Origin of the sequence: Burkholderia pyrrocinia (assembly GCF_022809715.1) — a bacterium.
GTDB classification, from domain to species: Bacteria; Pseudomonadota; Gammaproteobacteria; order Burkholderiales; family Burkholderiaceae; genus Burkholderia; species Burkholderia pyrrocinia_C.
Genome location: NZ_CP094460.1, coordinates 1,085,136 through 1,109,736, shown reverse-complemented (window position 1 = coordinate 1,109,736; position 24,601 = coordinate 1,085,136). Strand labels below are relative to the sequence as shown.

Annotated in this window: 24 protein-coding genes and 1 pseudogene; 12 read left to right on the top strand and 13 right to left on the bottom strand. The window is 66.9% G+C overall.

The genetic code is table 11. The annotated features are described in order from the left end of the window. Window positions 1–5: 5 nt before the first annotated feature. Both MRS60_RS21765 and soxR read right to left on the bottom strand, forming a co-directional pair. A complete protein-coding gene (locus MRS60_RS21765; protein ID WP_432206947.1) occupies window positions 6–197 on the bottom strand; it encodes a hypothetical protein in 192 nt (63 codons plus the stop codon). 52 nt (window positions 198–249) lie between these two features. Continuing rightward, window positions 250–729 (bottom strand): redox-sensitive transcriptional activator SoxR, encoded by a 480-nt coding sequence (gene soxR / locus MRS60_RS21760; RefSeq protein WP_034180419.1) that lies wholly within the window; start codon window positions 727–729, stop codon window positions 250–252. An 80-nt stretch (window positions 730–809) separates the two neighbouring features. Here soxR and MRS60_RS21755 point away from each other — a divergent pair, with 80 nt between their 5' ends. From MRS60_RS21755 to MRS60_RS35050, 6 genes and pseudogenes are all read left to right on the top strand, one after another. Next, window positions 810–2,030: an efflux RND transporter periplasmic adaptor subunit gene (locus MRS60_RS21755; protein ID WP_243566646.1), complete on the top strand. Its 1,221-nt coding sequence runs from the start codon at window positions 810–812 to the stop codon at window positions 2,028–2,030. A 13-nt stretch (window positions 2,031–2,043) separates the two neighbouring features. Continuing rightward, on the top strand, window positions 2,044–5,217 hold the full coding sequence (locus MRS60_RS21750) for an efflux RND transporter permease subunit (protein ID WP_243566645.1): 3,174 nt from the start codon (window positions 2,044–2,046) through the stop codon (window positions 5,215–5,217). Then, complete coding sequence (locus MRS60_RS21745) at window positions 5,214–6,749, top strand: efflux transporter outer membrane subunit (protein ID WP_243566644.1); 1,536 nt, start codon at window positions 5,214–5,216, stop codon at window positions 6,747–6,749. The genes MRS60_RS21750 and MRS60_RS21745 overlap by 4 nt, the downstream gene beginning before the upstream one ends. A gap of 129 nt (window positions 6,750–6,878) precedes the next feature. Then, entirely contained in the window at window positions 6,879–7,334 is a 456-nt protein-coding gene (locus MRS60_RS21740) for a MarR family winged helix-turn-helix transcriptional regulator (RefSeq protein ID WP_034180415.1), read from the top strand. 226 nt (window positions 7,335–7,560) lie between these two features. Next, the gene (locus MRS60_RS21735; protein ID WP_105392042.1) at window positions 7,561–8,208 is read left to right on the top strand and encodes a glutathione S-transferase family protein; all 648 of its coding nucleotides are present in this window, start codon (window positions 7,561–7,563) and stop codon (window positions 8,206–8,208) included. Window positions 8,209–8,329: 121 nt separating this feature from the next. Beyond that, window positions 8,330–8,422: pseudogene (locus MRS60_RS35050) on the top strand (winged helix-turn-helix transcriptional regulator); the annotation flags it as partial. Between the two features lie 519 nt (window positions 8,423–8,941). On the opposite strand, the gene MRS60_RS21730 reads toward MRS60_RS35050, so the two are convergent. Further along, window positions 8,942–9,313, bottom strand: a complete 372-nt coding sequence (locus tag MRS60_RS21730) for a YXWGXW repeat-containing protein (RefSeq protein ID WP_217587744.1) — start codon at window positions 9,311–9,313, stop codon at window positions 8,942–8,944. Between the two features lie 611 nt (window positions 9,314–9,924). Between MRS60_RS21730 and MRS60_RS21725 the strand changes: the two genes are divergently transcribed. Continuing rightward, window positions 9,925–11,043, top strand: coding sequence for a porin (locus MRS60_RS21725; RefSeq protein WP_105392044.1), 1,119 nt, complete (start codon window positions 9,925–9,927; stop codon window positions 11,041–11,043). 175 nt (window positions 11,044–11,218) lie between these two features. Here the strand turns inward: MRS60_RS21725 and MRS60_RS21720 are convergent, their stop codons facing one another. Then, the gene (locus MRS60_RS21720; protein WP_105392045.1) at window positions 11,219–11,617 is read right to left on the bottom strand and encodes a GreA/GreB family elongation factor; all 399 of its coding nucleotides are present in this window, start codon (window positions 11,615–11,617) and stop codon (window positions 11,219–11,221) included. Window positions 11,618–12,134: 517 nt separating this feature from the next. Here MRS60_RS21720 and MRS60_RS21715 point away from each other — a divergent pair. Next, window positions 12,135–12,464, top strand: a complete 330-nt coding sequence (locus MRS60_RS21715; protein WP_034180411.1) for a DUF4148 domain-containing protein — start codon at window positions 12,135–12,137, stop codon at window positions 12,462–12,464. 157 nt (window positions 12,465–12,621) lie between these two features. On the opposite strand, the gene MRS60_RS21710 is transcribed toward MRS60_RS21715, so the two are convergent. Next, the gene (locus MRS60_RS21710; RefSeq protein ID WP_034180410.1) at window positions 12,622–13,083 is read right to left on the bottom strand and encodes a CBS domain-containing protein; all 462 of its coding nucleotides are present in this window, start codon (window positions 13,081–13,083) and stop codon (window positions 12,622–12,624) included. A gap of 176 nt (window positions 13,084–13,259) precedes the next feature. On the opposite strand from MRS60_RS21710, the gene ribA reads away from it, so the two are divergent. The 3 genes from ribA (at window position 13,260) to MRS60_RS21695 (ending at window position 15,166) form a co-directional block, all read left to right on the top strand. After that, window positions 13,260–13,910, top strand: a complete 651-nt coding sequence (gene ribA / locus MRS60_RS21705; protein WP_034180409.1) for a GTP cyclohydrolase II — start codon at window positions 13,260–13,262, stop codon at window positions 13,908–13,910. A gap of 152 nt (window positions 13,911–14,062) precedes the next feature. Beyond that, on the top strand, window positions 14,063–14,629 hold the full coding sequence (locus MRS60_RS21700) for a GNAT family N-acetyltransferase (protein WP_105392085.1): 567 nt from the start codon (window positions 14,063–14,065) through the stop codon (window positions 14,627–14,629). A 246-nt stretch (window positions 14,630–14,875) separates the two neighbouring features. Beyond that, window positions 14,876–15,166 (top strand): hypothetical protein, encoded by a 291-nt coding sequence (locus MRS60_RS21695; RefSeq protein WP_105392086.1) that lies wholly within the window; start codon window positions 14,876–14,878, stop codon window positions 15,164–15,166. Between the two features lie 192 nt (window positions 15,167–15,358). Here the strand turns inward: MRS60_RS21695 and MRS60_RS21690 are convergent, their stop codons facing one another. The 3 genes from MRS60_RS21690 to MRS60_RS21680 all read right to left on the bottom strand — a co-directional run bounded on the left by MRS60_RS21690 (window position 15,359) and on the right by MRS60_RS21680 (window position 17,426). Further along, window positions 15,359–16,111, bottom strand: coding sequence for a hypothetical protein (locus MRS60_RS21690; protein WP_243566643.1), 753 nt, complete (start codon window positions 16,109–16,111; stop codon window positions 15,359–15,361). A 51-nt stretch (window positions 16,112–16,162) separates the two neighbouring features. Next, a complete protein-coding gene (locus tag MRS60_RS21685) occupies window positions 16,163–16,771 on the bottom strand; it encodes an acyl-homoserine-lactone synthase (protein WP_131949441.1) in 609 nt (202 codons plus the stop codon). A gap of 211 nt (window positions 16,772–16,982) precedes the next feature. After that, the gene (locus tag MRS60_RS21680; RefSeq protein WP_034180405.1) at window positions 16,983–17,426 is read right to left on the bottom strand and encodes a DUF4902 domain-containing protein; all 444 of its coding nucleotides are present in this window, start codon (window positions 17,424–17,426) and stop codon (window positions 16,983–16,985) included. Between the two features lie 73 nt (window positions 17,427–17,499). On the opposite strand from MRS60_RS21680, the gene MRS60_RS21675 reads away from it, so the two are divergent. Then, complete coding sequence (locus MRS60_RS21675) at window positions 17,500–18,219, top strand: autoinducer binding domain-containing protein (protein WP_131949442.1); 720 nt, start codon at window positions 17,500–17,502, stop codon at window positions 18,217–18,219. Between the two features lie 45 nt (window positions 18,220–18,264). Here MRS60_RS21675 and MRS60_RS21670 read toward each other — a convergent pair whose 3' ends face one another. From MRS60_RS21670 to MRS60_RS21650, 5 genes are all read right to left on the bottom strand, one after another. Then, on the bottom strand, window positions 18,265–18,972 hold the full coding sequence (locus MRS60_RS21670) for an MgtC/SapB family protein (RefSeq protein WP_034180403.1): 708 nt from the start codon (window positions 18,970–18,972) through the stop codon (window positions 18,265–18,267). A gap of 307 nt (window positions 18,973–19,279) precedes the next feature. Beyond that, window positions 19,280–20,824: a TolC family protein gene (locus MRS60_RS21665; RefSeq protein ID WP_105392089.1), complete on the bottom strand. Its 1,545-nt coding sequence runs from the start codon at window positions 20,822–20,824 to the stop codon at window positions 19,280–19,282. Further along, a complete protein-coding gene (locus MRS60_RS21660; RefSeq protein ID WP_243566642.1) occupies window positions 20,811–22,862 on the bottom strand; it encodes an FUSC family protein in 2,052 nt (683 codons plus the stop codon). The genes MRS60_RS21665 and MRS60_RS21660 overlap by 14 nt, the downstream gene beginning before the upstream one ends. Next, complete coding sequence (mdtN, locus tag MRS60_RS21655) at window positions 22,843–23,892, bottom strand: multidrug transporter subunit MdtN (protein ID WP_105392091.1); 1,050 nt, start codon at window positions 23,890–23,892, stop codon at window positions 22,843–22,845. The genes MRS60_RS21660 and mdtN overlap by 20 nt, the downstream gene beginning before the upstream one ends. Then, window positions 23,889–24,182 (bottom strand): hypothetical protein, encoded by a 294-nt coding sequence (locus MRS60_RS21650; protein WP_034180399.1) that lies wholly within the window; start codon window positions 24,180–24,182, stop codon window positions 23,889–23,891. The genes mdtN and MRS60_RS21650 overlap by 4 nt, the downstream gene beginning before the upstream one ends. Window positions 24,183–24,601: the final 419 nt, after the last annotated feature.

Genomic DNA, 24,601 nt, shown 5'->3' with positions numbered 1-24,601 from the left:
TTCGCTCACGGCGTTCCGTGCAGTGCATCGACGAGCGGCGACAGCGTCCGGTACGCGATCGCCAGCTTGTACGCGAGCAGGCTGCCCGCATCATTCAGTTCGCAGAACGTAATGCATTGCGGCTGCATCGGCACGAACAGGCGCGGCATCAGCGCGACGCCGATGCCACCCTCGACGAGCCCGGCCGTCGTCTGCATCTGGCGCGTCGGGTGACGCGATCCGCGCCGGCGGCCGGGTGCGGCCCGCGCATCATTCGACGTCCGTAGGCGGCTTGTCGCCGAGCCAGCGCCGCGCGCCGGGCCCGTTGCGGCCCGCGCGGTCTTCCGGGTTGGTCAGCTTGCAGCGCTTCAGCGACAGGCAACCGCAGCCGATGCACTCGTCGAGGTTGATGTAGAGCCGCTGCAATTCCTCGATCCGGCTCGCGACGCGCTGCTTCCAGCCGCGCGACAGCCGCTGCCAGTCCTTGTTGCTCGGCGCGGTGTCCTCGGGGAGGCTGACGAGCTGCTCGGCAATCTCGTCGAGCGAATAGCCGATTTTCTGCGCGAACACGATGAACGCGATCAGCCGCAACACCGCGCGCGAATAGTGGCGATGGCTCGAGCCGTTCCGGTGCGACTTGATGAGCCCGCGCGTTTCGTAGAACCGCAGTGTCGACGCCGGCACGCCGCTGCGCGCGGCCACTTCGCGAATCGACATCAGCGGCCATTTCGGTTCTTCCGGGGTACCCATGGCGTTCTCCGGGAAAAGCTTGACTTGAAGTTAACTTCAACTTTTATGCTACGCGGCAGTTTAACCCGTCGCGAGGCATCATGCTCTCCTTATCCCTACGCAGGACGTCGCCTTTGGGCGCGACCTGTGCCCTGTTGCTGGCATTGTCGGGCTGTCACGACGGCAAAGGCGCAGCGTCAGCCCATCCCCTTCCCGAAGTCGGCGTCGCAACCGTCGCGCCGCGCACGGTCCGCCTCGCTGACGAATTCAACGGACGCGTCGAAGCAGTCGACGCGGTCGAACTGCGGCCGCGCGTAAGCGGCTATCTGCAGCGCGTCGCTTACAAGGAGGGCGATCTCGTCGCGCAGGGCGCGCTGCTGTTCGAGATCGACCCGCGCCCGTACCGGATCGCGCTCGACCGCGCGAACGCGCAGCAGCAGCGGGCCCGCGCGGCCGCGAGCCTCGCGAACGTACAGCTCAAGCGCGTGCAGACGCTGATCGATGCGCATGCGACGTCGCAGGAAGAGCTCGACAACGCGCGAGCCACCGCCGAGCAGGCGCGTGCCGACCTGCAGGCGGCCGACGCGGCCGTTGCCGATGCCAGACTCAATCTCGGCTTCACCGAAGTGCGCGCACCGATCGCGGGCCGTGTCGGCCGCGCGGTCGCGACCGCCGGCAACCTCGCGCGCGCTGACGACACGCTGCTGACGACCGTCGTGTCGCAGAATCCGGTCTACGTGTATTTCGACTGCGACGAGCAGAGCTACCTGCGCTACAACGCGCGGCGTGCCGATCCGAAGCATCGCGCGATCGGCGCCGATCCGGTGCGCGTGGGTCTTGCGAACGAGACGGGCTTCCCGCATGCGGGCACCGTCGACTTCCTCGACAACCGGCTCGATCCGCAAACCGGCACGATTCGCGCGCGCGTGCGGCTGACGAACGCGGACCACACGTTCACGCCGGGCCTGTATGCGCGCGTGCAGCTCGTCAGCGGCCGCGACCAGGATGCGCTGCTCGTCGACGACAAGGCCGTGCTCACCGACCAGGACCGCAAGTACGTGTACGTGATCGGCCCCGGCGACAAGGCGCTGCGGCGCGACGTGACGATCGGCCGCGAGCTCGAAGGCGAGCGGATCGTCGAGAAGGGGCTGCAGGCGGGCGACCGCGTGGTGGTCGACGGCGTGCAGCGGATCTACTATCCGGGCGCGCAGGTGAAGCCGAAAGCGCTGCCCGCACGCGCCGATGCCGGTTCCGGCAATGGCAGTGGCACGGGCGGTGGCACGCAGGCCGTGGCCGACGCCGGCGCGTCGGCCGCGCAATGACGGGAGACAGATAATGGATTTCTCCCGATTCTTCATCGACCGGCCGATCTTCGCGGTCGTGCTGTCGATCGTCATCTTCGCGATCGGCCTGATCTCGATTCCGATGCTGCCGGCCGGCGAATACCCGGAAGTCGTGCCGCCGAGCGTCGTCGTGCGTGCGACGTACCCGGGCGCGAACCCGAAGGAAATCGCCGAATCGGTCGCCGAACCGCTGGAAGAGGCGATCAACGGCGTCGAAGGCATCATGTACATGAAGTCGGTCGCCGGGTCGGACGGCAGCCTGCAGGTCGTCGTCACGTTCCTGCAGGGCGTCGATCCCGACACGGCCGCCGTGCGCGTGCAGAACCGCGTGAGCCAGGCGCTGTCGCGCCTGCCCGACGAGGTGCGCCAGTACGGCGTGACGACGCAGAAGCAGTCGCCGACACCGCTGATGTACGTGAGCCTCTATTCGCCGGACAACAGCCGCGATTCGCTGTACCTGCGCAACTACCTGACGCTGAACGTGAAGGACGAACTGTCGCGGCTCACCGGCATCGGCGACGTCGGCGTGTACGGCTCGGGCGACTACGCGATGCGGCTGTGGCTCGACCCGAACCGGCTCGCGTCGCGCGGGCTGACCGCGAGCGACGTGATCGCGGCCGTGCGCGAGCAGAACGTGCAGGTGTCGGCCGGCCAGCTCGGCGCGGAGCCGTCGCCGAAGGCGAACGACTTCCTCGTGTCGATCAACGTGCGCGGCCGCCTGCGCACGGTGCAGGAATTCAGCGACATCGTGCTGCGCAACGGCGACGACGGCCAGGTCGTGAAGCTGTCCGACGTCGCGCGCATCGAGCTCGGCGCGGGCGACTACACGCTGCGCTCGTATTTCAACGACAGGCATTCGGCCGTGGTCGGCATCTTCCTGTCGCCGGGCGCGAACGCGCTCGACGTCGCGAAGGCCGTGTATGCGAAGCTCGACGAACTGTCGAAGCGTTTCCCGCCCGGCGTCGCGTACCGCCCCGTGTGGGACCCGACCGTGTTCGTGCGCGAATCGATCCGCGCGGTGCAGCACACGCTGATCGAGGCCGTCGTGCTGGTCGTGCTCGTCGTGATCCTGTTCCTGCAGACCTGGCGCGCGTCGATCATTCCGCTCGTCGCGGTGCCCGTGTCGGTGGTCGGCACGTTCGCGTTTCTCCATCTGCTCGGCTATTCGATCAACACGCTGACGCTGTTCGGGCTCGTGCTCGCGATCGGGATCGTCGTCGACGATGCAATCGTCGTCGTCGAGAACGTCGAGCGCAACATCGCGCAGGGGCTCAGCCCGCGCGATGCCGCGCACCAGGCGATGCGCGAGGTGTCGGGCCCGATCGTTGCGATCGCACTGGTGCTGTGCGCGGTGTTCGTGCCGATGGCGTTCATGTCGGGTGTCACGGGCCAGTTCTACAGGCAGTTTGCGGTGACGATCGCGATCTCGACGGTGATCTCCGCGATCAACTCGCTGACGCTGTCGCCCGCGCTCGCCGCGAAGCTGCTGCGCCCGCACGGCGCACCGAAGGATGCGCTCACGCGCGCGCTCGACCGCGCATTCGGCTGGCTGTTCCATCCGTTCAACCGCTTCTTCGAGCGCAGTTCGGACCGCTATCACGGTGTCGTCGCGCGCACGCTGAAACGGCGCGGCGTGGTGTTCGCGGTCTATGCGGCGCTGCTCGCGGCCACCGCGCTGCTGTTCAACGCGGTGCCGGGCGGCTTCATCCCCGTGCAGGACAAGCTGTACCTGTTCGCGGGCGCGAAGCTGCCGGAAGGCGCGTCGCTCGCGCGCACCAGCGCGGTGACCGAGCAGATGACGAAGATCGCGCTCGGCACCGACGGCGTCGAGATGGTGCCGGCGTTTGCGGGGCTGAATGCGCTGCAGGGCGTGAACACGCCGAACATCACGAACTCGTACGTGATCCTGAAGCCGTTCGACCAGCGTCACCGCAGCGCCGCGCAGATCAACGCGGACCTGAACGCGCGCTTCGCGGCCATCGGCGGCGGCATCACCTACGCGCTGATGCCGCCGCCGATCCAAGGGCTCGGCAACGGCTCCGGCTACTCGCTGTACCTGGAGGATCGCGGCGGGCTCGGCTACGGCGCATTGCAGAACGCGCTCACCGCGTTCCAGGCGGCGGTTGCGAAGACGCCGGGGATGAGCTACCCCGTCAGCTCGTACCAGGCGAACATCCCGCAGCTCGAGGTGAAGGTCGATCGGCTGAAGGCGAAGGCGCAGGGCGTCGCGCTGACCGACCTGTTCAACACGCTGCAGGTCTATCTCGGCTCGATGTACGTGAACGACTTCAACGTGTTCGGCCGCGTGTATCGCGTGATGGCGCAGGCCGATGCCGGTCATCGGCAGACGGCCGCCGACATCGCGAACCTGCGTACGCGCAACGCGAAGGGCGAGATGGTGCCGATCGGCTCGATGGTGACGGTGGGGCCCGCGTACGGGCCGGACCCGGTCGTCCGCTACAACGGCTATCCGGCCGCCGACCTGATCGGCGACGCCGATCCGAAGGCGATGTCGTCGTCGCAGGCGATCGCGAAGCTCCAGCAGATCGCGAAGGAGGTGCTGCCGCCCGGCATCACGCTCGAATGGACCGACCTCAGCTACCAGCAGGTCACGCAGAGCAACGCGGCGATCGTCGTGTTCCCGCTCGCAGTGATGCTCGTGTTCCTCGTGCTCGCGTCGCTGTACGAGAGCTGGACGCTGCCGCTCGCGGTGATCCTGATCGTGCCGGTGTGCATGTGCGCGGCGCTGTTCGGCGTGTGGCTGTCGGGCGGCGACAACAACGTGTTCGTGCAGGTAGGGCTCGTCGTGCTGATGGGGCTTGCATGCAAGAACGCGATCCTGATCGTCGAGTTCGCGCGCGAGCTCGAAATCCAGGGCAAGGGCGTGATCGAGGCCGCGCTCGAAGCGTGCAAGCTGCGGCTGCGCCCGATCGTGATGACGTCGGTCGCGTTCATCGCCGGTTCGGTGCCGCTGCTGATCGGCCGCGGCGCGGGCAGCGAAGTGCGCGCGGCCACCGGCGTCACCGTGTTCGCGGGGATGCTGGGCGTCACGTTGTTCGGGCTGTTCCTGACGCCCGTGTTCTATGTGGCGATCCGCAAGCTCGCGGGCGGCACGCCGGCCATCTGGAGCGAACAGCACGGCACCCTCGAAGGAGAAAACCGATGAGCGCCGCTTTCCGTCTTTCCGCGCTCGCGATGTCGGTGACGCTGGCCGCGTGCGCGGTCGGCCCCGATTTCAAGCGGCCCGATACGGCCACGGCCGCGCGGTTCGCGCGCGACGCGCAGCCGGCGACGCAGCGCGAGGGGCCACCGTCCAATACGACGTCCAATCCGACGTCCGATACGCCGCCCGACGCGTCGGCCGATGCCGATGCCGCGTTCTGGCGCGGCTTCGGCGATCCGGCGTTGACGCGGCTGATCGACACGGCGCTCGCGGCGAACCAGGACCTGCAGGTTGCCGTGTCGCGCTACGACGCATCGAACGCGCTGCTGTCGCAGGCGACGTTCGACCGCTATCCGACGATCACCGCGAGCGGTCAGATCGGCCATCAACTGACGAGCAAGGACCAGGCGTTCGGCGCGCCGCGCAGCCAGCGCGATACGCCTATATCCAGCGTCGGGATCAACGCGGCGTGGGAACTCGACCTGTTCGGCCGGGTGCGCCGCTCGATCGAGTCGCAGCGTGCGGAAACGGCTGCGAGCGCGGCGGACGTGCGCGCGGTGCGTGTCGCGATCGCCGGCGAGGTCGCGAGCACGTACGTCGATCTGCGCGGCTCGCAGGAGCGGCTGCGGATCGCGCGCGACAACGCCGACAACCAGAAGCAGACGCTCGCGCTGATCAATGCGCGCGTCGACGCAGGGCGCGGCTCCGAACTCGATGCGGCGCGTGCGCGGGCGCAGTACGAATCGACGACGTCGCGGATTGCCGTGTATGAAGCCGCGATCGGCGTCGACGAGCACCGGCTCGCGGTGCTGACCGGGCAGATGCCGGATGCGCTGATCGGCCGGTTCGATCTCCCGAAGGCCGTCGCTTCGGCGGGCACGCCCGTGCCGCTGCCGACGCTTGCCGCCAACATCGATCCCGGCACGCCGGGCGACCTGCTGCGGCGGCGCCCCGACGTCGCGGCCGCCGAGGCACGGCTGCACGCGGCGACCGCGCGTGTCGGCGTCGCGACGGCCGACCTGTTTCCGCGCTTCACGCTGTCGGGATTGCTCGGCAGCGCGACGAGCAGCTACGGGTTCTTTCGCGCGGGCAGCGACACGAACCTGATCGCGCTCGGCATCGACTGGTCGTTCCTCGACGTCGGCCGCGTGCGTGCGCGGATCGCCGCGAGCGATGCGGAAGCGGCCGGCCAGCTCGCGCAGTACCGGCAGACCGTGCTCGGTGCGCTGGAGGAAACTGAGAACGCGCTGCTGCGCGTCGCACGCACGCGTGACGAGACAACGCACCTCGTGCGTGCGGCGGACGACAGCGCACTTGCCGCGCAGCTCGCGCAGACACGCTTCTCGGCCGGCGCGATCGACTACTACGAAGTGCTCGACGCGCAACGGACGCTGCTGCAGGCGCAGGATGCGGCGGCCGACGCGCGCACGCGCAGCGCGGCATCGACGGTCGCGCTGTACAAGGCGCTCGCGGGCGGCTGGCCGTCGGGAACGGCGCAGCGCGCGCAAGGGCCGCTCGCGCAGTCGGGACGGTAGCGCGGGCAGGGCGGCGCGGCAGGCCGGAACTGTGGTGCCTGCCGCGCGGAGCACGACTATATGTGGAGGGGAACCGTATCGAGGTAAGATTTAATTGCAACTGCAATTAAACGAAAGGAACGACCTGACATGAGCGCACCCGAACCCGATCTGTGGTTCTCGTTCGTCCGCGCGCACCGGACGATGATTCGCGAGATCGAGCGCCGCCTTGCGGATGCCGGCCTGCCCGCGTATGCGTGGTACGACGCGTTGTGGGGCCTCGAAAGCGGGCCCGACGGCACGCGCCGCATGCACGAACTGGCCGACGTGCTCGCGATCGAGCGCTACAACCTCACGCGGCTCGTCGACCGGCTCGAACAGGAGGGGCTCGTCACGCGCGCCCGTTCGGCCGACGACGGCCGCGCCGCATACGCGAGCATCACCGACAAGGGGCGGGCACTGCGCAAGAAGATGTGGAAGGTGTACCAGTCGACGGTCTCGGAACTCTTTCTCGGGCAGTTCACCGGCAAGGAGCAGGTGGCGATGGCCGCCGCGCTCGATCGCGCGACCGCCGCGGCGCGTGAAGCGACGGCCGACGCGAAGTAGCGGAGGCCTGCTCGCGCGTCGGCCGCGCGCATACCGGTGCATCGCCTGTGCGGCAGGCACCGCACAGCCGGATTTGCGCTCGCTGTCGAGCGCCTGCCTGCCCCGGATCGCACAGTCTACATATCCCTCCTTCGAGTGCTGGCATGTATCGGAGCCCTCGGTCTCGGCGTAGGATTGCAATTGCAACGATTGCAGTTGCAATGATAACCGGATGATAAGGACCGACATGACATCGACGCACTCCCTCACGTTCTATACGGCCGACACGCCGAACGGGCACAAGATCGCGATCTATCTGGAAGAGGCGGGGCTCGCGCACGACCTTGTGCACGTGAACCTGTCCGCCGGCGAGCAGCGCAGCCCGGCGTTTCTCGCGATCAACCCGAACGGCAAGATTCCGGCCATCGTCGACCACGACACCGGGCTGGCCGTGTTCGAATCCGGCGCGATCCTCGGCTATCTCGCCGCGAAGACGGGCTGTCTGCATCCCGAAACGCTGGCCGAGCGTACGGCGGTCCAGCAATGGCTGCACTTCCAGATCGGCGGGATCGGGCCGATGCTCGGCCAGCTCTGGTGGTTCCTGCATGCATCGAAGACGGTCAATGCCGAAGCGATCGACCGCTATCGGAACGAAGCGCGGCGCCTCTATGGGGTCGTGAACGGCCGATTGTCGGAATCGGCGTATCTCGCATCGTCGCGATACTCGATCGCCGACATCGCCGCGTTTCCGTGGCTGCGCTCGGCGGCCGAACTCGATCTCGACGTTGCCGATTACCCGCACGTCGAGCGCTGGCTTGCCGACATCGCCGCACGGCCGGCCGTTCAGCGAGGCCTGGACGCCTGCCGCGCGCCGGCCGCAGCGCCGGCGCACTGACGGATGCAGCGCCCGCGCCGCACGGGCGGCGCGGGAACCAGCCGCCCGCCCGCCGGGAAACATTGTTCTCCTTCGTCGTAAACGTCTCGACGGGCTGTCGGGCTGGTCGATCAGCCGGTGCGTGACCGACCTCGGGCGTTCGTTCCTGACGCCGATACAGGCGATGATCCGGTGGGCCGACGAACATCATCGCGCGATCTGCGCCGCGCGCTGAGGGGATGCGCGCGCCGTTCTTTCGCTTGTCGGGCTGTTGCGGACGAAGCGCGATGCGGTGACGCATGTTCGATGCATTCGCATCGACATCGCATGATTTCGTTATCCGAATGATTTGGTCGGAATGGACGGCTTGACGATGCTTTGCCGTATTCGTCGCGAATGCTGCGATGCGCTTGCAACACCGCGCCCGGAGAATGGACCTGGCATCGGCGCGACCGAAACATTCGGTCGTCTAATTGCGCGGCATGCGATGCGCACGATAAGAGAGTGGCAGGAATTCGGTCGATGCACGATGACGCGCCTGAGATCGGCGGGCATGTTGCATGTCGACGTTGCCTGATTGGACGCCCGGGCATCGGCTTTGGCGGTCGGGATCGTTCCAGGGAAAGGGCGAGCGTCGCAGCAGAGTCGCGAGTACGCCTGTCGGGCACCCATGAATCCGGAGCCGAACGGCGCGGGTTCGCAAGCCGTCCGGCTCCGGGTCCGGGCGCGCCACGGGCCGGAGCCGCGCAACCGCCTATCGCCACGAACCGTCGACGTAGACCCACACCTGCCCCTGGCGACGCCAGTAGCCGGGCACCCAGCGACGCCCGGGGCGCCGTGCGACCCAGCGACCGGATACCCATATATAGCGGCCGCGCTGCCAGCGCCAGTAACCGTCGGTCCATATATAGCCGTGCGGCCGTGGCGGCGGCGGGCGGCGGTCGTGCCGGGCCGCCGGCGGCCCGAAGCCCGGGCGGTCGTCATAAGGCGGCCCGCCGGGCACGCGGTTCGGGCCGGACGGCCGGTACCCCGGCGGTGCGGGCTGGGCCGAGGCGGCGCGGAGCCAGCCGGTGCCGACGAAGGCGGCGGTCAATCCGATGGCGCGCAGCAACGAGCGTCGATTCATGGCGTGTCCCTGTTCTGTATTGGAGGCGGCCTCACATTAGCGTGCCGGTACGCCGGCCGGGTTACGCCGGCGGTTAAGGCTGTTACCGCGTGTCACGGCACACGGTTGGGCGGCCCAGCCGGTGGAGATCGACCTTCCCGTTTCTGCGGACTGACAGGCGGACATCGCCCGCTGCACGGGCGTCGCTCCCTGTTTACTGGTCGACCGACACGGTTTAGACGATCGAAGCTCGGCATTTGAGGCTGAAATGGGTAAAAATTGCCGACTTCGGGGTTTCAGTCGAACCTGTTTGTTGTTTCTATGCAACCGTCAAGACGGCGACATGAAAGAATGGTGCGATGAAAGCCTCCAAAAAGTCCCCGTCAAGAAGTCAAAAACAGACATCAAAACAAATACTTATAATGTTTCCCCACTTTCATTATTTCTAGTTCTGGAAAAGCTTATTTCTTTATTTGCGGATCGCGCCCCTAGGGTACACCCCTAAACTCACGGTTCCCAAACGGGCAACTATCCGGGCGCGGCCAGCAGGACCGATGGCGTTCCCGGGCGGTTGAGACCGTTTATGAAACAAGGTCGCGAGACCTGCCTCTTTTTAGAAGGGAGCTCCACGAATGAACAAGACTCTGATCGTTGCAGCAGCTGCAGCATCGTTCGCTACCGTCGCTCACGCGCAAAGCAGCGTCACGCTGTACGGCGTGCTGGACGCAGGCATCACCTACCAAAGCAACATCGCAACGGGCGTCAACGCAGCTGGCCAGCCGGTCAACGGCAAGTCGCAGTGGGCGATGGGTTCGGGCATTGACCAGAGCCGTTTCGGCCTGCGTGGCTCGGAAGACCTCGGTGGTGGTCTGAAGGCAATCTTCACGTTGGAAAGCGGTTTCAACATCGGTAACGGCCGCTTCGCAAACGGCAACGGCGGCATGTTCAACCGTCAGTCGTTCGTTGGCCTGTCGAGCCAGTACGGCACGGTCACGCTGGGCAAGCAGTACGACGCAACGCAAGACTACCTGGCGCCGCTGACGGCAACGGGTTCGTGGGGCGGCACGTACTTCGCGCACCCGCTGAACAATGACCGTCTGAGCACGAATGGCGACGTCGCGCTGAACAACACGGTCAAGTACACGAGCGCGAACTACGCTGGTCTGCAATTCGGCGGCACGTACTCGTTCTCGAACAACACGAACTTCGGCAACAACCGTGCATACAGCGGCGGTGCGTCGTACCAGTTCCAAGGCCTGAAGCTGGGTGCAGCATACTCGCAAGCGAACATCGGTTCCGTGGCTAACCCGTCGGGCGCAGTCAACGCATTCGCCGCTCAAGGCCGTAACCGCACGTTCGGTGCAGCTGCAGCATACGCATTCGGCCCGGCGCAAGTCGGTGCAGCATGGACGCAATCGCGTCTGGACAACCAAGCGAACGGCGGCGGCTCGCTGCGCGCTGACAACTACGAAGTCAACGCAAAGTACAACCTGACGCCGGCTCTCGGCCTGGGTGCTGCTTACACGTACACGAACGCGAAGGTTGACGGCAGCAGCGCGCACTGGAACCAGTTCGGCCTGCAAGCTGACTACGCTCTGTCGAAGCGCACGGACGTGTACGCACAAGCTGTGTACCAACGTGCATCGAAGAACGCCGGCGGCGCTTCGATCTACAACGGCGACGTCACGACGGCTCCGAGCTCGTCGATCAACCAAACCGCAGCAACGGTTGGTCTGCGTCACCGCTTCTAAGCGTGACGGCGGGGTAACCCGCTTCGCAGCATCGAAAAAGGCGCCTTCGGGCGCCTTTTTTCGTCTGCGGAATGTGATGTCGACGATTCGCATCGTCCGGATGCAAAAAAGCGAGGCACGGGCCTCGCTTTTCTCGTTGTGCGCCGTCGCGGGGGCGGTACCCGTGGCAGATGGCTCAGCGCGTGTATTCGCCGTTGGCTTCCGGCTGGAACACGATCGCGGCGACCTTCATCAGCTTTTCGGTGCCGCTCGGCTGCATCACCTTGACCATCTGGCCGCGCTGCGTACCCAGCAGCGCCATGCCGACGGGCGAGAAGACGTTCAGGCGGCCGAGTTCGAGATTGGCGGCGTCCGGATAAACAATTGTCCAGGTGGCCTGTTCCTGGGTCGCTTCGTCGAGCAGCGTGATTTGCGAGTTCATCGTGACGACGTTCGCCTTGATGGCGTCGGGCTGGACGATATCGGCGCGTTCGAGCAGCGTGTCGAGCATCGTCTGGAATCGCGGGTTGTGTTCGGCGTGCTTCTCGAGGCGAGCGACGTCGAGTTCAGTCAACTGGTAAAGGCGTTGTTTCATGGCAGTTCTCCAAATGATCGGCAGGGGCAGGCGTGGCGTGCCTATGAGGATCGCCCGGAGCCTGTCTGACCTGGCTCCGGGAGGAGACTGAGCCGTCAGATCAGGCGCCGGGCAGGGGCGAGCGGCGCCTGGGCCGTGCGTCGAGCGAGTGGATGCGCCGGATGGCCGGCGCGTGCGCGCGCGCCGGCCGGGCCGGACAGCGAAACCGAGAGGGGCGTGAGCGCGTACATGGTGGATGGAATATCGAATCGACTGGCGAATAAAACCTTACGATTTTACAACACAACCTTCGGGATATGTGATCTGGCTGTTGGCGTTTCGTCAGTGATTGTTGTGCGGATGAAGCAAGTGGCGATGCCCTGGTCCATAAACAGTGGGCGATATTTTCCAAAATCGCAACGCTGTATGTTCAAACCAAGGGTTTTCCCTTGAGGCGGCGAGAACTACACTGGATTCAATCGCTTCAGACAGTCCTGCCGAGGCGACGTCAAAACAGAACATATTCCGGAGGTAAATCATGAAGTCGATCATCTACGCAGCCATCGCCGCATCCGTCCTTGCCGCCCCGATCGCATCGTTTGCACAGTCCGACCAAGGGCTGACCCGCGACCAGGTCAAGGCCGAACTCGTGCAACTCGAACAGAACGGCTACAAGCCGCTGGCGAGCGATTCGCAATATCCGAGCGATATCCAGGCCGCCGAACAACGGATCCAGCCGAACCAGCCGATGCTCGCGCAGGCCGATACGAGCGGCTACGGTGCGGTGGCGACGGGTGCCGGACAAACTGGCCGTCGCATGACGCGGGAAGCACCGAACCCCGTGAACTCGGTCTACTTCGGCAACTAAGCGAACGTCCCCGGTCTGCCCGAGCGCACCACTTAATCGACGAGGCGCGCGCCGTCCGCGCGCGTCGTTCGCCCGCAGGAGCAGAACCTCCGTCGCCGCATTCCGGCGGCTTTCCGCCCAGATGCTTACGCGTTTGGGCCTTTTTTGCTGGAGCGGGTCAGACGGACGTAACCGAGGGCGTGCCGTGGATGTAGTGTTCGAGCTGGCTGATCGTGAACTGCTGATCGGCAATCACGCTCTTCACGAGGTCGCCGATCGAGATGAGGCCGATCAGCTTGCCGCCGTCGAGGACGGGCAGGTGGCGCATCCGGTGCTCGGTCATCAGCGCCATGCACTCGTCGGTGGATTGCGACGGCTCGACGTAGCGCACCTTCGCCGTCATGATTTCCTCGACGCGGGTGGCTTTCGATGAACGGTCCTGCAGGACGATCTTGCGCGCATAGTCGCGCTCGGTGACGATGCCTGCGATGTCGTCGCCGTCCACGACCAGCAAAGCGCCGATGCCCTTTTCCGCCATCAGCTTGATGGCGTCGTAGACGAGGTCGTTCTTCTTGACGGTGTAGATGGTTCGGCCCGAATCCGGCTTGGCCTTGAGAATCTGCGCGACAGTCGTGCTCATTCGCTTTCTCCGTGTGCAGGTCGATGCAGGGAAGGCAGGCGTGATGCGCGTCACCCGATGGGCCCAGTATAGCCGGGCAGGCGGCGGCAGTCGCGTGACGTTTCCAGATTAGCGGTAAACTCCCGTCACGCACTATCCACACAACTCCTACATTCCTGAACGTTTCGATTGAATTCATGATGTCTTTGCGTCCCCAATCGCCCACGCCGGGCAATGGCCAGGCCGACGAGTGCGTGACGCTCGTCGCCACTGCGTCGCTGCCTACGCGCTACGGTACGTTCACGTCATACGCATTCCGCGTATCGGGCAGCGATGCCGAACATCTCGCGCTCGTGATGGGCGACGTGACCGGCGAGCAGTCCGTGCTGACGCGGCTGCATTCCGAATGCCTGACCGGCGACGTGTTCGGCTCGTACCGCTGCGATTGCGGCGAGCAGCTCGATCTCGCGTTGCGCTACATTGCGGCCGAAGACCGCGGCGTGCTGCTGTATCTGCGCGGCCATGAGGGGCGCGGGATCGGCCTGAGCAACAAGATTCGCGCATACGCGTTGCAGGAGCAGGGGCGCGATACCGTCGAGGCGAACCTCGACCTGGGCCTGCCCGACGACGCTCGCGAATACGACTCGGCCGCCGCGATCCTCCGGATCCTCGGCGTGACGTCGGTGCGCCTGATGAGCAACAACCCGAAGAAGTTCGACACGCTCGCGAAGCACGGCATTCCCGTCTGTGAACGCGTGGCGCTCGCGGTGCCCGTGCGCGAGGAAAACGAGCGTTATATCCGTACGAAGCAGACGAAGTTCGGGCATTACTTCGAGGAAAACGAGTAATTACAGCGGGCGCACTGGCGCCCGTTTCTCGCTGCTTGTTCTTCCGGTCGTCGTCGGCTGACGCGACGATCGCGATTTCCCCTTCATTCGTTCTGTATCCGGGTTCGTGACGTTACCGCGTTGCACCGCAACCCGTACGATCCGTATCACCCATGACCACGCCATCGAGGATCGAAACCGAACGCCTGACGCTGCGTCGCTGGCGACCGGCGGACGCGGACGCACTTGCGGCGATGCATGCGCGTCCGGACGTGACCGCGTGGCTCGCACGCGGCCCGATGTCCATCGATGAGGCGAACGACGCCATCGCGCGCTTTGAAGCGCATTTCGATGCGCACGGTTTCGGGCTCTGGGCGGTCGAGCGTCGCGCCGACGCGATGCTGATCGGGCTGTGCGGCTTGTCGCACGAAGCGCGCGCAACGCATCCGATGGCGCCGTGCGTCGAGATCATGTGGCGGCAGGCGCGTCACGCTTGGGGGCAGGGTTACGTTGCCGAAGCGGCGGCCGCGGCTTTGGTCGACGGATTCGACCGGATCGGACTCGGCGAGATCTTCGCATGGACGGCCGATACCAATCTGCGATCGCAACACGTGATGCAGCGGCTCGGTATGCAGCGCGAACCCGCGCACGATTTCGATCATCCGGCGTTACCGGAAGGGCATGCGCTGCGGCGGCACGTCGTGTATGTCGCGCGCCCCGGCGGCGGCGTCGGCGCGTAATGGCTCACGTACATCGGGCCGTCAGCGCCATGCAGCGTTCTGCAGCACGATCCTGTAAATGTGGATCCGTTCCGGCCGAAACGTGCCGCCGAACCTCATCTCACGAAAGAAAACAGCATGACGCTCAGATCGCGTGCGCGAACCCCATCGCTGCAGTTGCTCTTCCGGAAAACTGTCGAATCCCTGCCTTCGACGGAGCCTGTCCGTCGACGTGCGGATACGCGCATGCCGTACGGGAGGTGAGGAATGGGTAAGCCCGACCTTCGTCGGCCGGTTGCCGGACCTTATCGCCAATCCCGATGGGCGGCCGTGCTGGATGCTGCCTTTGGGTGGGTGGCAAAGGGGACGATGGTGCTGGCCGGGCTGGCGATGGTCGCGTTGATGGCCCTGACGGGCGACCTGGGCGGTCTAACAGATCTGCCGACGACCAGAAAGGGTTGGCTGTACCTGCTGCTGATACTTGTCGTAGCGGTCGCGCTGATATTTGCGGTGCGCCATTACTGGTTGCCGCCGGCCAGAGCACGTCCGGCAGGTTAGCCGGAACGGAAGGCGATGCGGCCCCGCAATTCACGCAGGCAAGAAAAAGCCCGCTGCTTGAGCGGGCTGAATCCATGTTTGGAGACATGGAGGAGACAGACATAAATTTAAGGGAAAACCCGAGGGTTGGCAAGCCCCCGTTGTATCGATGCAACTTGCTGCCGTTCCGGTCGCCTCGCGTCGATACCACACTCACATGCCGCCGGCCCGCGCGTGCGCCGCAAACGCACCGAACCGCTCCTGCGCGACAGACAGCGCGTACTTGTCGCGCATCTCCGTCTCGATCCACGCACAGGCCTCGCGCGCGCAGTCGGTCAGCGCGTGCCCGTCGATGTCGTAGACGAAGCGCACGCCAACCTCGTCGTCGGCAACTTTCCGCTCGAGCTGGTTGAGTTGCAGTTGCGGCCCGTGTTGTTGCGACAGCGCACGCAGCTCGTCGAAGTGATATTCGAGCCAGTCCGCGAAGAACAGCGCGTCGCTGTGGCACGGCAGGCGGAAAGCCGCGCTGCGCGACGGGCGCGGCCCGGCTTCGCCGGCCGCCGCGCGCGGTTCGTTGTTCGCGGCGAGGGGCGCGTCGACGGGCGCGAGCGGATGCTGAATTCGCCGGTACGGCGCATGGTCGCGCAGCGCATGCCACAGCAATTCGTCGCCGACGGCGCCGGACGGCTGCATCGTCAGGTCGTGGCGGCCGTCGCCGGCAGGGGCGATGTCGCGGATCACGAGGCGCAGCGAGCACAGCGGCTCGTCCGCGACCAGCAGCGTCGCCGCGCGCGGCAGCCCGCAGACGAGCGGCGCGGCGCCGGCGGCACGAAACACGAGCCCGCGGCGGTCGAGCCGAACGAGCGGCAGCGGCCTGGGAAACGACGGATAGGCGACCGCGATGCGGGCGCCGTTGGCGCTCGTCAACCCGGGCATCATCGCGCGAAAGACCTGAGACTGGTCCACGTTGGTTCTCCTTCGTTACGATGCCGCCCGGACGGAAACGCGCGTTCCGGCTCAGGCGGCGATGGCTTGCCGGGCTGCCTGCCCCGGCTTGATTCCTAATGCCGCAAACGTTTGCGGATCAATATCGATCCAGCATGCGACCACCAGACGTCCGTCCACCTGCTTCGGCGGGCCTGCGCGGTGCGCGTGTATGCCGATCCGGCGGAACAGCCGCTCCATGCTCGCGAACGTCACGCCGATCAGCTGCCGCGCGCCGAGCTGCGCCGCGCATTCGACCACGGCCGCGAGCATCGGCCGCACGGCCCACTCGGCATTGCCCGACCCGCCTTCGTCGTCGGTCGCCGCGAACCTGGACAGCTCCCAGACGGCCGCCGATTGCGGCAGCGGCATGTCTGCGGCGATCAGGTCGGCGAACAGCGACTGCAGCAGATACGGGCGCGTCGTGGGCAGCAGGCGCGCACATCCGCACACGTCGCCGCCGGCATTTCGCGCGAACACGTACACGGTATCGTCGCGATCGAACTGGTCGCGCTCGAAGCTTTCGTTCGCCGACGGGAGCTCCCAACCGAGTTGTTCGACGAACACGCGGCGCCGGTAGCGCCCGAGATCCGCTGCAAGTTCGTGTGGTAACCGCCCTTCTTCGTGAACGAAGGTCCGCATGGTGTCCTCGGATTTGTGCTTTTGTATGCATGCATTACATCGCGCGGCACGAGGGGGCGGTAACTGGTAACTCTTACAGGTTGGGCGGCGCAAAAGCGCCATTTAGGACGTGGTAACGGTTTCTTGATCGACGGGATTGAAAAACCGGGCGCTTTTGCTTATAAAGAGCGCCAGCATCTTGGAAATTGTCAGAGGAATGCGCAGCCGGTTGTCACTGGAGCGTCGGACCGGCATGATAGGCGTCGTTGCAACCGAGCAGGGCAGACGCGACCGCGGCGTGCCAGTCGATGCAGGCGAGCCGCGCGACGAGCGCGGCGGCCGTGCGGAACATGCCGATGTCGGCACCCGTGGCGTCGACGGCCATTACGTTGCTGCGGACGTCGCCGCCGGCGATGACGAACGTGCCCGTTGCGCGTTCGAGGTACCAGTCCCAGCCGACCGTCACGTAAGGGACGCCGGCACGGGCCGTGCGCTGCCATTCGGTATAGCCGGCGAGGCGTGCGTCGATCGCGTTGTCGCGCAGTTCCGCGAGCAGTGATGCGTCGAGGCCGCTTGTGACATGATCGAGTGCAAGCGCGGCCAGTGCGCCTTTTGACAGGCGCACGTAGCCGTCCGGGGACGGGCCGGGAACCGGGTGCAGCAAAGGTAAAGTCATGCGCGGAATGTATCAGCCTCGAACCGGAGCTGGCACCTGACAAGTATGACAGCGTGACGTTGTCGGAGAACGAATGGAACTGCGCTGGCAGGATGCCTATCAACAATTCAGCGCCGCGGAAGACGAGCAGCAGCTCTTCCAGCGGATCGCCACCTATTCCAGGCGGCTGGGATTCGAATATTGCTGTTACGGCATTCGCGTGCCGCTGCCGGTGTCGAAACCGTCGGTCGCGATCTTCGATACCTATCCGGACGGCTGGATGGCGCACTATCAGGCGCGGAACTACATCGAGATCGATTCGACGGTGCGCGACGGCACGCACAGCACCAACATGATCGTCTGGCCGGATGTCGACCGGATCGATCCGAACCCGCTGTGGCAGGACGCGCGCGAATTCGGGCTGTCGGTGGGTGTCGCGCAGTCGAGCTGGGCGGCCCGCGGTGCGTTCGGGCTGCTGAGCATCGCGCGCCACGCCGACCGGCTCACGCCGGCCGAGATTAATATGCTGACGCTGCAGACGAACTGGCTCGCGAACCTGTCGCATTCGCTGATGAGCCGCTTCATGGTGCCGAAGCTGTCGCCCGCGGCGGGCGTCACGCTGACCGCGCGCGAGCGCGAGGTGCTGTGCTGGACCGCCGAAGGCAAGACCGCATGCGAGATCGGCCAGATCCTCAGCATCTCGGAGCGGACGGTCAACTTCCACGTCAACAACATCCTCGAGAAGCTCGGCGCGACGAACAAGGTCCAGGCGGTCGTCAAGGCGATCTCGGCCGGGCTCATCGAGGCACCCTGACGCAAGCGAGGGCGGCGGCGCCGAATCCGGCGGCCGCCATGCCGCTCACTCCATCAACGGCTCCGCTTCCTTCGCGGTCCAGCTCACGCTGGAAATGCTCTTCTCCATGCTCATCCGGCTCGCGATCTGCTCGAGCTTCTGCTGATCCTTCGGATGCAGCTTCAGCGTCGCGGTCACTTTCAGCCGGTCAGGCTGGTCGGGCACGTCCTCGCTCGTCAGGCTCTGGAACGACAGCGGCTTCGCGTACATCGCGTTCGACAGCAGCGTGCGGATGTGCACCTCGTCGGCGGCGAGGCAGATCACGGTGATCTGGTATTCGCGCACGAGATCGGCATTCGACACGGGCGTTGCGTTGATCGCCTGGCTGACGCCGCGCAGCAGGGTATTGGTGAGCAGCACGACGCCGGTGCCGGCGAGCGCGGGCACGTAATGGCCGGAGCCGGCCAGCACCCCGACGGCGGCCGAACACCACAGCGTCGCGGCCGTGTTGATGCCCTGGATCGAGCCCTTGTCGCGCATGATCACGCCGCCGCCGAGAAAGCCGACGCCCGACACGACGTACGCGGCGATCTGCGTGACGCCCGCGACGCCGTTGCCGGTCAGCACGCCGAGCGTGACGAACAGGCACGCGCCGCTCGCGACGAGCGTGATCGTGCGCAGGCCGGCCGTGCGCTGGCGCATCTGGCGCTCGAGGCCGATGGCGACGCCGCAGGCGAACGCGGTGAAAAGACGGAGTGCGAAATCGAAAGTCATGGTTGTCCTGCCGTGCAAGGCGCGCATAGCGGCTCGCATCGCCGTGGCGCAATGCCGAAGGCGACGCGAAGATAGCCGTCATCGCGCGGTACTGTACCGCGCGTATGCGTCATTCAGTGTGAAACGGTAGGCGTGCGGGCTCGCGGAACGCGAGCCGGGGCAGGAGAACTGCGTCGGACAGGCGTTCAGGCGGCAAGCGGCGCACGCAACGGAGTGCTGCAACTGTCCACGATGGTTCCTGAAGGAAGAATGGGCGGCATTCTAGTGGGCGGCGTGCGCATGCGTCAACCGCCCGGCGGCGGTTGCGCTACTGCGCGGAGCCGATCGTCCCGGTTGCGAGCGCGAGCGCGGCAGCCGCCGACAGCGCGCCGGCGTAGCTGTCGACCTCCGCATTCCGCGCTGCGAGCAGCTGGCTTTGCGCGATCGTCGTATCGGTGACCGAGCCGACGCCGTTCCGGTACGCGGTCAGCGCCGCATCGTAGCTCGTCTGCGCGGCATCGACGAGCGCGGTCGCGGCGTCGTGCGACGCGAGGCTCGTCTGCACCGCGTTCTGCGCGGCGACGACCTGGCGGACGGCTTCCTCCTTGGTCCGCGTGAGGCGCGCGGATGCGCTTTGCGCGTCGTTGCGCGCCTGCATCAGCACGGCCGAACGCAGGCCGCCGTCGTACAGCGGGATCGTCACGCCGAGGAACACGCCGCCGCCGTAGCGGCTGCCGTTCAGGTTGACGGTCGGCGCCTGGTCGCCGATCGCAGGCAGTGCGGTGATGGCCGTGCCGCCGCTCGCATACGACGTCGAAGCGGACAGGAATATCTTCGGCATGAACGCGGCTTCGGCGGCCTTGATCTTCGCGCGATTGGCTTTTTCGAGCGCAAACGCGCCCTGCAGGTCGGGGCGGCGCGCGATCGCGTCCGACACGATCGCGTCGACCGACGAACCGAGCGCGGGCGGCAGCGGCCGCTTCGGCAGCGCGGCGATCGTCGGTTTCGACAGCGGCGAGATGCCGAGCGCGGACACGAGGGCGAGGTAGCTGTCGCTCTCCGTGCCGCTCGCCTGTACGAGCGCGAGGTTCGCCTGCGCACGGTTCTGCGTCGCCTGCGCGAGCTCGACGACCGTGCCGACGCCATGCTTGAGCCGCGCGCGGGACGCCGCGAGGATCGCGTCCGCGTTCGCGAGGCCCTGCTGCGCGCTGAGTGCGCGCGAGCGCGCGGCTTCGTACCGGTAGTACGCGACGGTCACGTCGTGGATCACTTGCTGGTGCACGGCCGTGAACGCGACGTTCGACGCGATCGACGCCTGTTCGGCCGCTTCGACGCGCGCCGCGCGCCCGCCGAAATCGAACAGCAGCCATTGCAGCGACAGCGCCGAGATCGTGCCGTGCGCGGTCGTGTCGCTCGACGAGTCACCGAGTATCGTCGACGTCGAGCCGTGGCTCGCCTGGTACGCGCCCATGGCCGTTGCCGACAGCTTCGGCAGGTAGGCGGATTTCGCGATGCCGACCGCGAGCGCCGCATTGCGCGCGTCGTTCCATGCGATGCGCGTCAGCGGGTTCGCCGATTCGGCGAGGTCGATCAGTTCGGGCAGCGTGTACGCATGCGCGGCATCGAGCGCGGCAGGCGGCGCTACCGACGCGAGCGCGGGCGTGGCCGGCAGCGTGTAGTCGTGCGCACCTTGCGCGGTCGCGCGCGGCGGTGCGGGCACGATGTCGCCCGCGGCCGAGGTCTGCGGCTGCCACGGGCGGTCGGACGCCTCCGGCGCCAGATCGATCGACGACGTCGCGCAGCCGGCCAGCGCGACGGCGGTCGCGAGGGCGGCGGCGGCGATCGACGCGGCCGGCGGTTCAGGTAGGCGCATGGGGGGCAGGCTCCTTCGGTGTGTCTTGACGGGCGGCGTCGGCGACGTGCGCGAGCCGCGTGTCGATCAGGTTCAGCAGCGCGTCGCGTGCGGGGTCGGTGGGGGCGGCATTCGGCGGTGGGGCCGGTGGCGCGGGGGAATCCGCGCGAGGCGCGGCTTCGTCGTCGTGCAGGTCGACCACGCGTGCGAGCCGCGCGCCGATCGCGGCGTCGCCCGGTGCGCGCTCGGCGAGCAGGAACAGCGGGCCTTCGATCGCGCCGAGTTCCGCGAGTGCGCGCCGCCGTGCGGCGAGCCACGTGGCGGCCGGCCGCACCCACGACGGTTCGTAATGGATCAGGCCGAGCTCCTGCGCGATCGCGCCGTGGCGTGCGAACGCTTCGGCGGCCAGCGCGCGCCGTTCGGCCGGCTGTGCGATCTGCGCGACGCGCCGCCACTGGTCGAGCAGCGCCGCGAGCGCCGTGTCGATCTGCTTGCCGATGCTGACGGGCCAGATGCGCGTAAACACGAGATACACGACCACGTTGCCGAGCAGGATGCCGATCGTGCGATCGCGCGCGAGCGTCAGGTCGAAGCCGGGGCCCGCGCCCTGGATCACGCACAGGAAGAACGCGAATGCGACCTGGAAGCCCGCGTAGGCGATGCGCGGCGACCCGAACGCGATCCACGCGGCGAGCCATGCGCCGGCGAACACGAGCGCCATCAGCTCGCCGATCGACGACAGCGACGGCACGACGAACACGAGCGCGGCCGTACCGAGCAGCGCGCCGACGATGCAGCCGGCGATGCGCAGCGTGAGCTTCTCGACCGTTTCGGCCGTCGAGCCGAGCGACACCATGTAGCAGGTGATGAAGCAGGTATGGATGCCCGACCAGTCGAGCTGCGAGTACAGCAGGTAGCAGAACATCGCCGCTGCCGTCGTTTTCAGCGCATAGCGGACGTGGTCGGGATTGGTGCGCGCGTCGGGCAGGAAGAAGCCGCCGCCGGGGGCAGGCGGTGCGGCGGGTTCGGCAGGCGTGTCGGCGGCGTGCGCGTGGGCTGTGTCGGTCGAAGCATCGGCCTCGGCCGGTTCCGCGAAGAGTGTGATCGCCGTGTGCAGATCCGTCGCGACGACGCGCGCGAGCGGCGGCAGCGCATCGGCTGCCGGCAGCGTGAGCGTCACGTCGACCGGATAGCCGCCGCGTTCGAGGATGGCGGCCATCTCGTCGAGCGTCGTCGCGATCGGCTTGACAAACGCGTCGGGCAGCCGCGCGTCGGGTTCGCGGTCGGCGAGCGCGACCGCGACGAGCAGCGTGGTGCTCGATGCGATGGCCTGCCGCAGCGCGACGACGTCGGCGGCTGCCGACGAGCCTTCGAGCTTCGACAGCTTGAGCCACGTGAGCAACTGCTTGTCGCCTTCGCGCAGGCTCGCGTCGAACGCGGCGCGAGAGTCGCCGCTGTCATCGCCGCGCAGCCGCCGCGCGGCGAGCCGCAGCCGTTTCGCGAGCTGCGCGTGCACGAGCTTGCGCGGCGACGGCGCGATCAGCAGGTTGACGACGATCGCGACACCGACCGGGATCGCGACCATCAGCCATGCATAGAGCAGCGCGCGCGTCGCGGCTTCGCCGAACGGCGCCAGGCCGAGCTGGTCGAGCCCGAAGCCGACGATCATCGCGAGGATCGCGCCGACCGGGCGCAGCTTGCTGGCGGATGTCAGGTAGAGCAAGCCGATCGACATCACGGTCATGCAGGCGACTCGAAGGATCGAATAATCGATGCTGAAGATCGCGACGCCCATCACGAGCGCGATCACGACCGTGACGAGCAGCAGCATCGCGACCGCGAGCACGACGCTCGTCACGCGGTCGGCACGGTTCAGGAAGAACACGACATACGCGGAGATCGCGGCTTCCGGCGTGCCGTAGCCGCTCGTCACGAGCACGACCAGCGCGCAGATCAGCGCGACGCGCACGGCGATCGCCGTGCGCCCCGGAAACGGTGCCAGCAGCCGCAGGACTTCGCGCGGGCCCGGCGAGCGGACGTCAGCGGCAGGCAGTGCCATGCCGGACCTCGACGATCGCGCTGGCGCCGACGCGCACGAGCTTGCCGTCGGGTTCGTCGAGCTTCACGCGCACGGGGAAGCGCTGCGCGACGTGTACCCAGTTCACCGAGTTCTGCACGATCGGCAGCGAGCGCGGCAGGTTGATGCGGGCACTGTCCGCGATGCCCGCGCCGATGCCGACGACCTTGCCCGTCATCGGGCGGCTGCGGTCGATCATCGAATAGACGGTCGCGCAGTCGCCGACCTCGATGCGGTTCAGCGACGTTTCGCGGAAATTGCCGACGGCGAACCATTCGCTCGCGTCGATCAGCGTGAAGATCGACTGGTTCGGCGCGAGGGTTTCGCCGGCGAGCACGGTCAGGCCCGTCACGAGCCCGTTGTGCGGCGCACGCACGATCGTATCGTCGAGCGCGTGCTGCGCGCGGGCCAGCGCTGCCTCGCGCGCATGCAGCGTCGCGATCGCGTCGGCTTCGTCGCCGATCGTCTGCGCGGACGCGCGCTGCTGTTCTTGCGCCTGCGCGAGCGACACGGCCGCGTCGCGCTGGCGGACCTTCGCCTGGTCGAACTGCTGCGCGCTGACGTAGCCCTGCGCGGCGAGCGGCGCGAGCCGGTTCACGTCGCGCGTCGCGAGGTCGGCGTTCTGCGTCGCGCGCTTGACCTGCTCGGCGGCGACTGCAGCATTCGAACGCTCGCCGATCAGCGAACGGCGGCGCGTGTCGAGCGATGCGCGCGCGAGCTCGAGGTCGGCTTGCGCTTGCGCAACCGTCAGCCGGTACGGTACGGGATCGATTTCGTACAGCAGGTCGCCTTTCGCGACGCGCTGGTTTTCATGCACAGCGAGCCGCACGATGCGCCCGCCGACAGGCGATGCGACATGCACGACGTCCGCGTCGATCGATGCGTCGTCGGTGGACGGGTAGGCCGTCGTGCGGTGGTATGCATACGCGAGCGCCGCGATGCCGAGCGCGACGATCGCGAGCGCGATCACGCGGCCTTTGAAGGAGGGGCGGGCGGTTCCGGCGGCCTTCATGCGAACGGCCCCGTGCCGGTGAGCCAGACGATCACGGCGATCACGAGCCCGATCGCGGTGCAGACGGCAAGCTGGTAAGGGACCGTGGCGGCCCAGCCGGTCGCGACGAACACGCGGTGCGCAACGATCGCGCCGACGATGCCGACGATCGCGCTGACGAGCCAGAGCGGGAAATACGCGCCGAACAGCACGTACGACGGTGCGCCGCGCGATGCGCAGCCCGCGAGCGGCAGGGCTGGCGCCAGGACGGCGGCGACGCGCAGGGGCGCGCGCGGCGTTGTTTTTCTCATGGTGTGACGAGCTCGACGATGGGGGGGGGATGCCGGGCACGGCGCAATGCGGTTCGTCGCCGCGACGACGATTCCGAGATACGGGGCCGATAATAAAGCAGCGCGATGCGGATCGCCAGCCGTCCGTCTCGAGGGGGGCGGTACGGGCCATGGCCGGTCGCGGTCGCGTTGGCGGTGGTGCCGGCCAGTCCGGCATCGCGTTTCGGCGGCGGGGCGGCGGGGCGGCCGGATCGCCGTGATTCTGCCAGCGCAAGCTCGTGTAGGGTTGCTAACGGACTGTAAAGGATCGTAAGACGAAAGAGGGCTGGCGAAATTTGCCGCGCCGATGCGGCGGAATCGGCGTGGAAACGGCCGATTACCGCGCGAAGCCGCGCGAGTCACCACCGGCGGCCGCGACCGGTCGTCGCGGCCGGGATCTG

What these genes read in the sequence shown, in the direction of transcription:
- MRS60_RS21695 (WP_105392086.1), top strand. Translation starts at nt 14,876, where the DNA reads ATGGGTAAGCCCGACCTTCGTCGGCCGGTTGCCGGACCTTATCGCCAA.
- MRS60_RS21725 (WP_105392044.1), top strand. Translation starts at nt 9,925, where the DNA reads ATGAACAAGACTCTGATCGTTGCAGCAGCTGCAGCATCGTTCGCTACC.
- MRS60_RS21700 (WP_105392085.1), top strand. Translation starts at nt 14,063, where the DNA reads ATGACCACGCCATCGAGGATCGAAACCGAACGCCTGACGCTGCGTCGC.
- MRS60_RS21745 (WP_243566644.1), top strand. Translation starts at nt 5,214, where the DNA reads ATGAGCGCCGCTTTCCGTCTTTCCGCGCTCGCGATGTCGGTGACGCTG.
- MRS60_RS21720 (WP_105392045.1), bottom strand. Translation starts at nt 11,617, where the DNA reads ATGAAACAACGCCTTTACCAGTTGACTGAACTCGACGTCGCTCGCCTC.
- MRS60_RS21765 (WP_432206947.1), bottom strand. Translation starts at nt 197, where the DNA reads ATGCAGACGACGGCCGGGCTCGTCGAGGGTGGCATCGGCGTCGCGCTG.
- MRS60_RS21715 (WP_034180411.1), top strand. Translation starts at nt 12,135, where the DNA reads ATGAAGTCGATCATCTACGCAGCCATCGCCGCATCCGTCCTTGCCGCC.
- MRS60_RS21680 (WP_034180405.1), bottom strand. Translation starts at nt 17,426, where the DNA reads ATGACTTTACCTTTGCTGCACCCGGTTCCCGGCCCGTCCCCGGACGGC.
- soxR (WP_034180419.1), bottom strand. Translation starts at nt 729, where the DNA reads ATGGGTACCCCGGAAGAACCGAAATGGCCGCTGATGTCGATTCGCGAA.
- MRS60_RS21650 (WP_034180399.1), bottom strand. Translation starts at nt 24,182, where the DNA reads ATGAGAAAAACAACGCCGCGCGCGCCCCTGCGCGTCGCCGCCGTCCTG.
- mdtN (WP_105392091.1), bottom strand. Translation starts at nt 23,892, where the DNA reads ATGAAGGCCGCCGGAACCGCCCGCCCCTCCTTCAAAGGCCGCGTGATC.
- MRS60_RS21740 (WP_034180415.1), top strand. Translation starts at nt 6,879, where the DNA reads ATGAGCGCACCCGAACCCGATCTGTGGTTCTCGTTCGTCCGCGCGCAC.
- MRS60_RS21755 (WP_243566646.1), top strand. Translation starts at nt 810, where the DNA reads ATGCTCTCCTTATCCCTACGCAGGACGTCGCCTTTGGGCGCGACCTGT.
- MRS60_RS21730 (WP_217587744.1), bottom strand. Translation starts at nt 9,313, where the DNA reads ATGAATCGACGCTCGTTGCTGCGCGCCATCGGATTGACCGCCGCCTTC.
- MRS60_RS21685 (WP_131949441.1), bottom strand. Translation starts at nt 16,771, where the DNA reads ATGCGGACCTTCGTTCACGAAGAAGGGCGGTTACCACACGAACTTGCA.
- MRS60_RS21670 (WP_034180403.1), bottom strand. Translation starts at nt 18,972, where the DNA reads ATGACTTTCGATTTCGCACTCCGTCTTTTCACCGCGTTCGCCTGCGGC.
- MRS60_RS21735 (WP_105392042.1), top strand. Translation starts at nt 7,561, where the DNA reads ATGACATCGACGCACTCCCTCACGTTCTATACGGCCGACACGCCGAAC.
- MRS60_RS21660 (WP_243566642.1), bottom strand. Translation starts at nt 22,862, where the DNA reads ATGGCACTGCCTGCCGCTGACGTCCGCTCGCCGGGCCCGCGCGAAGTC.
- MRS60_RS21675 (WP_131949442.1), top strand. Translation starts at nt 17,500, where the DNA reads ATGGAACTGCGCTGGCAGGATGCCTATCAACAATTCAGCGCCGCGGAA.
- ribA (WP_034180409.1), top strand. Translation starts at nt 13,260, where the DNA reads ATGATGTCTTTGCGTCCCCAATCGCCCACGCCGGGCAATGGCCAGGCC.
- MRS60_RS21750 (WP_243566645.1), top strand. Translation starts at nt 2,044, where the DNA reads ATGGATTTCTCCCGATTCTTCATCGACCGGCCGATCTTCGCGGTCGTG.
- MRS60_RS21665 (WP_105392089.1), bottom strand. Translation starts at nt 20,824, where the DNA reads ATGCGCCTACCTGAACCGCCGGCCGCGTCGATCGCCGCCGCCGCCCTC.
- MRS60_RS21710 (WP_034180410.1), bottom strand. Translation starts at nt 13,083, where the DNA reads ATGAGCACGACTGTCGCGCAGATTCTCAAGGCCAAGCCGGATTCGGGC.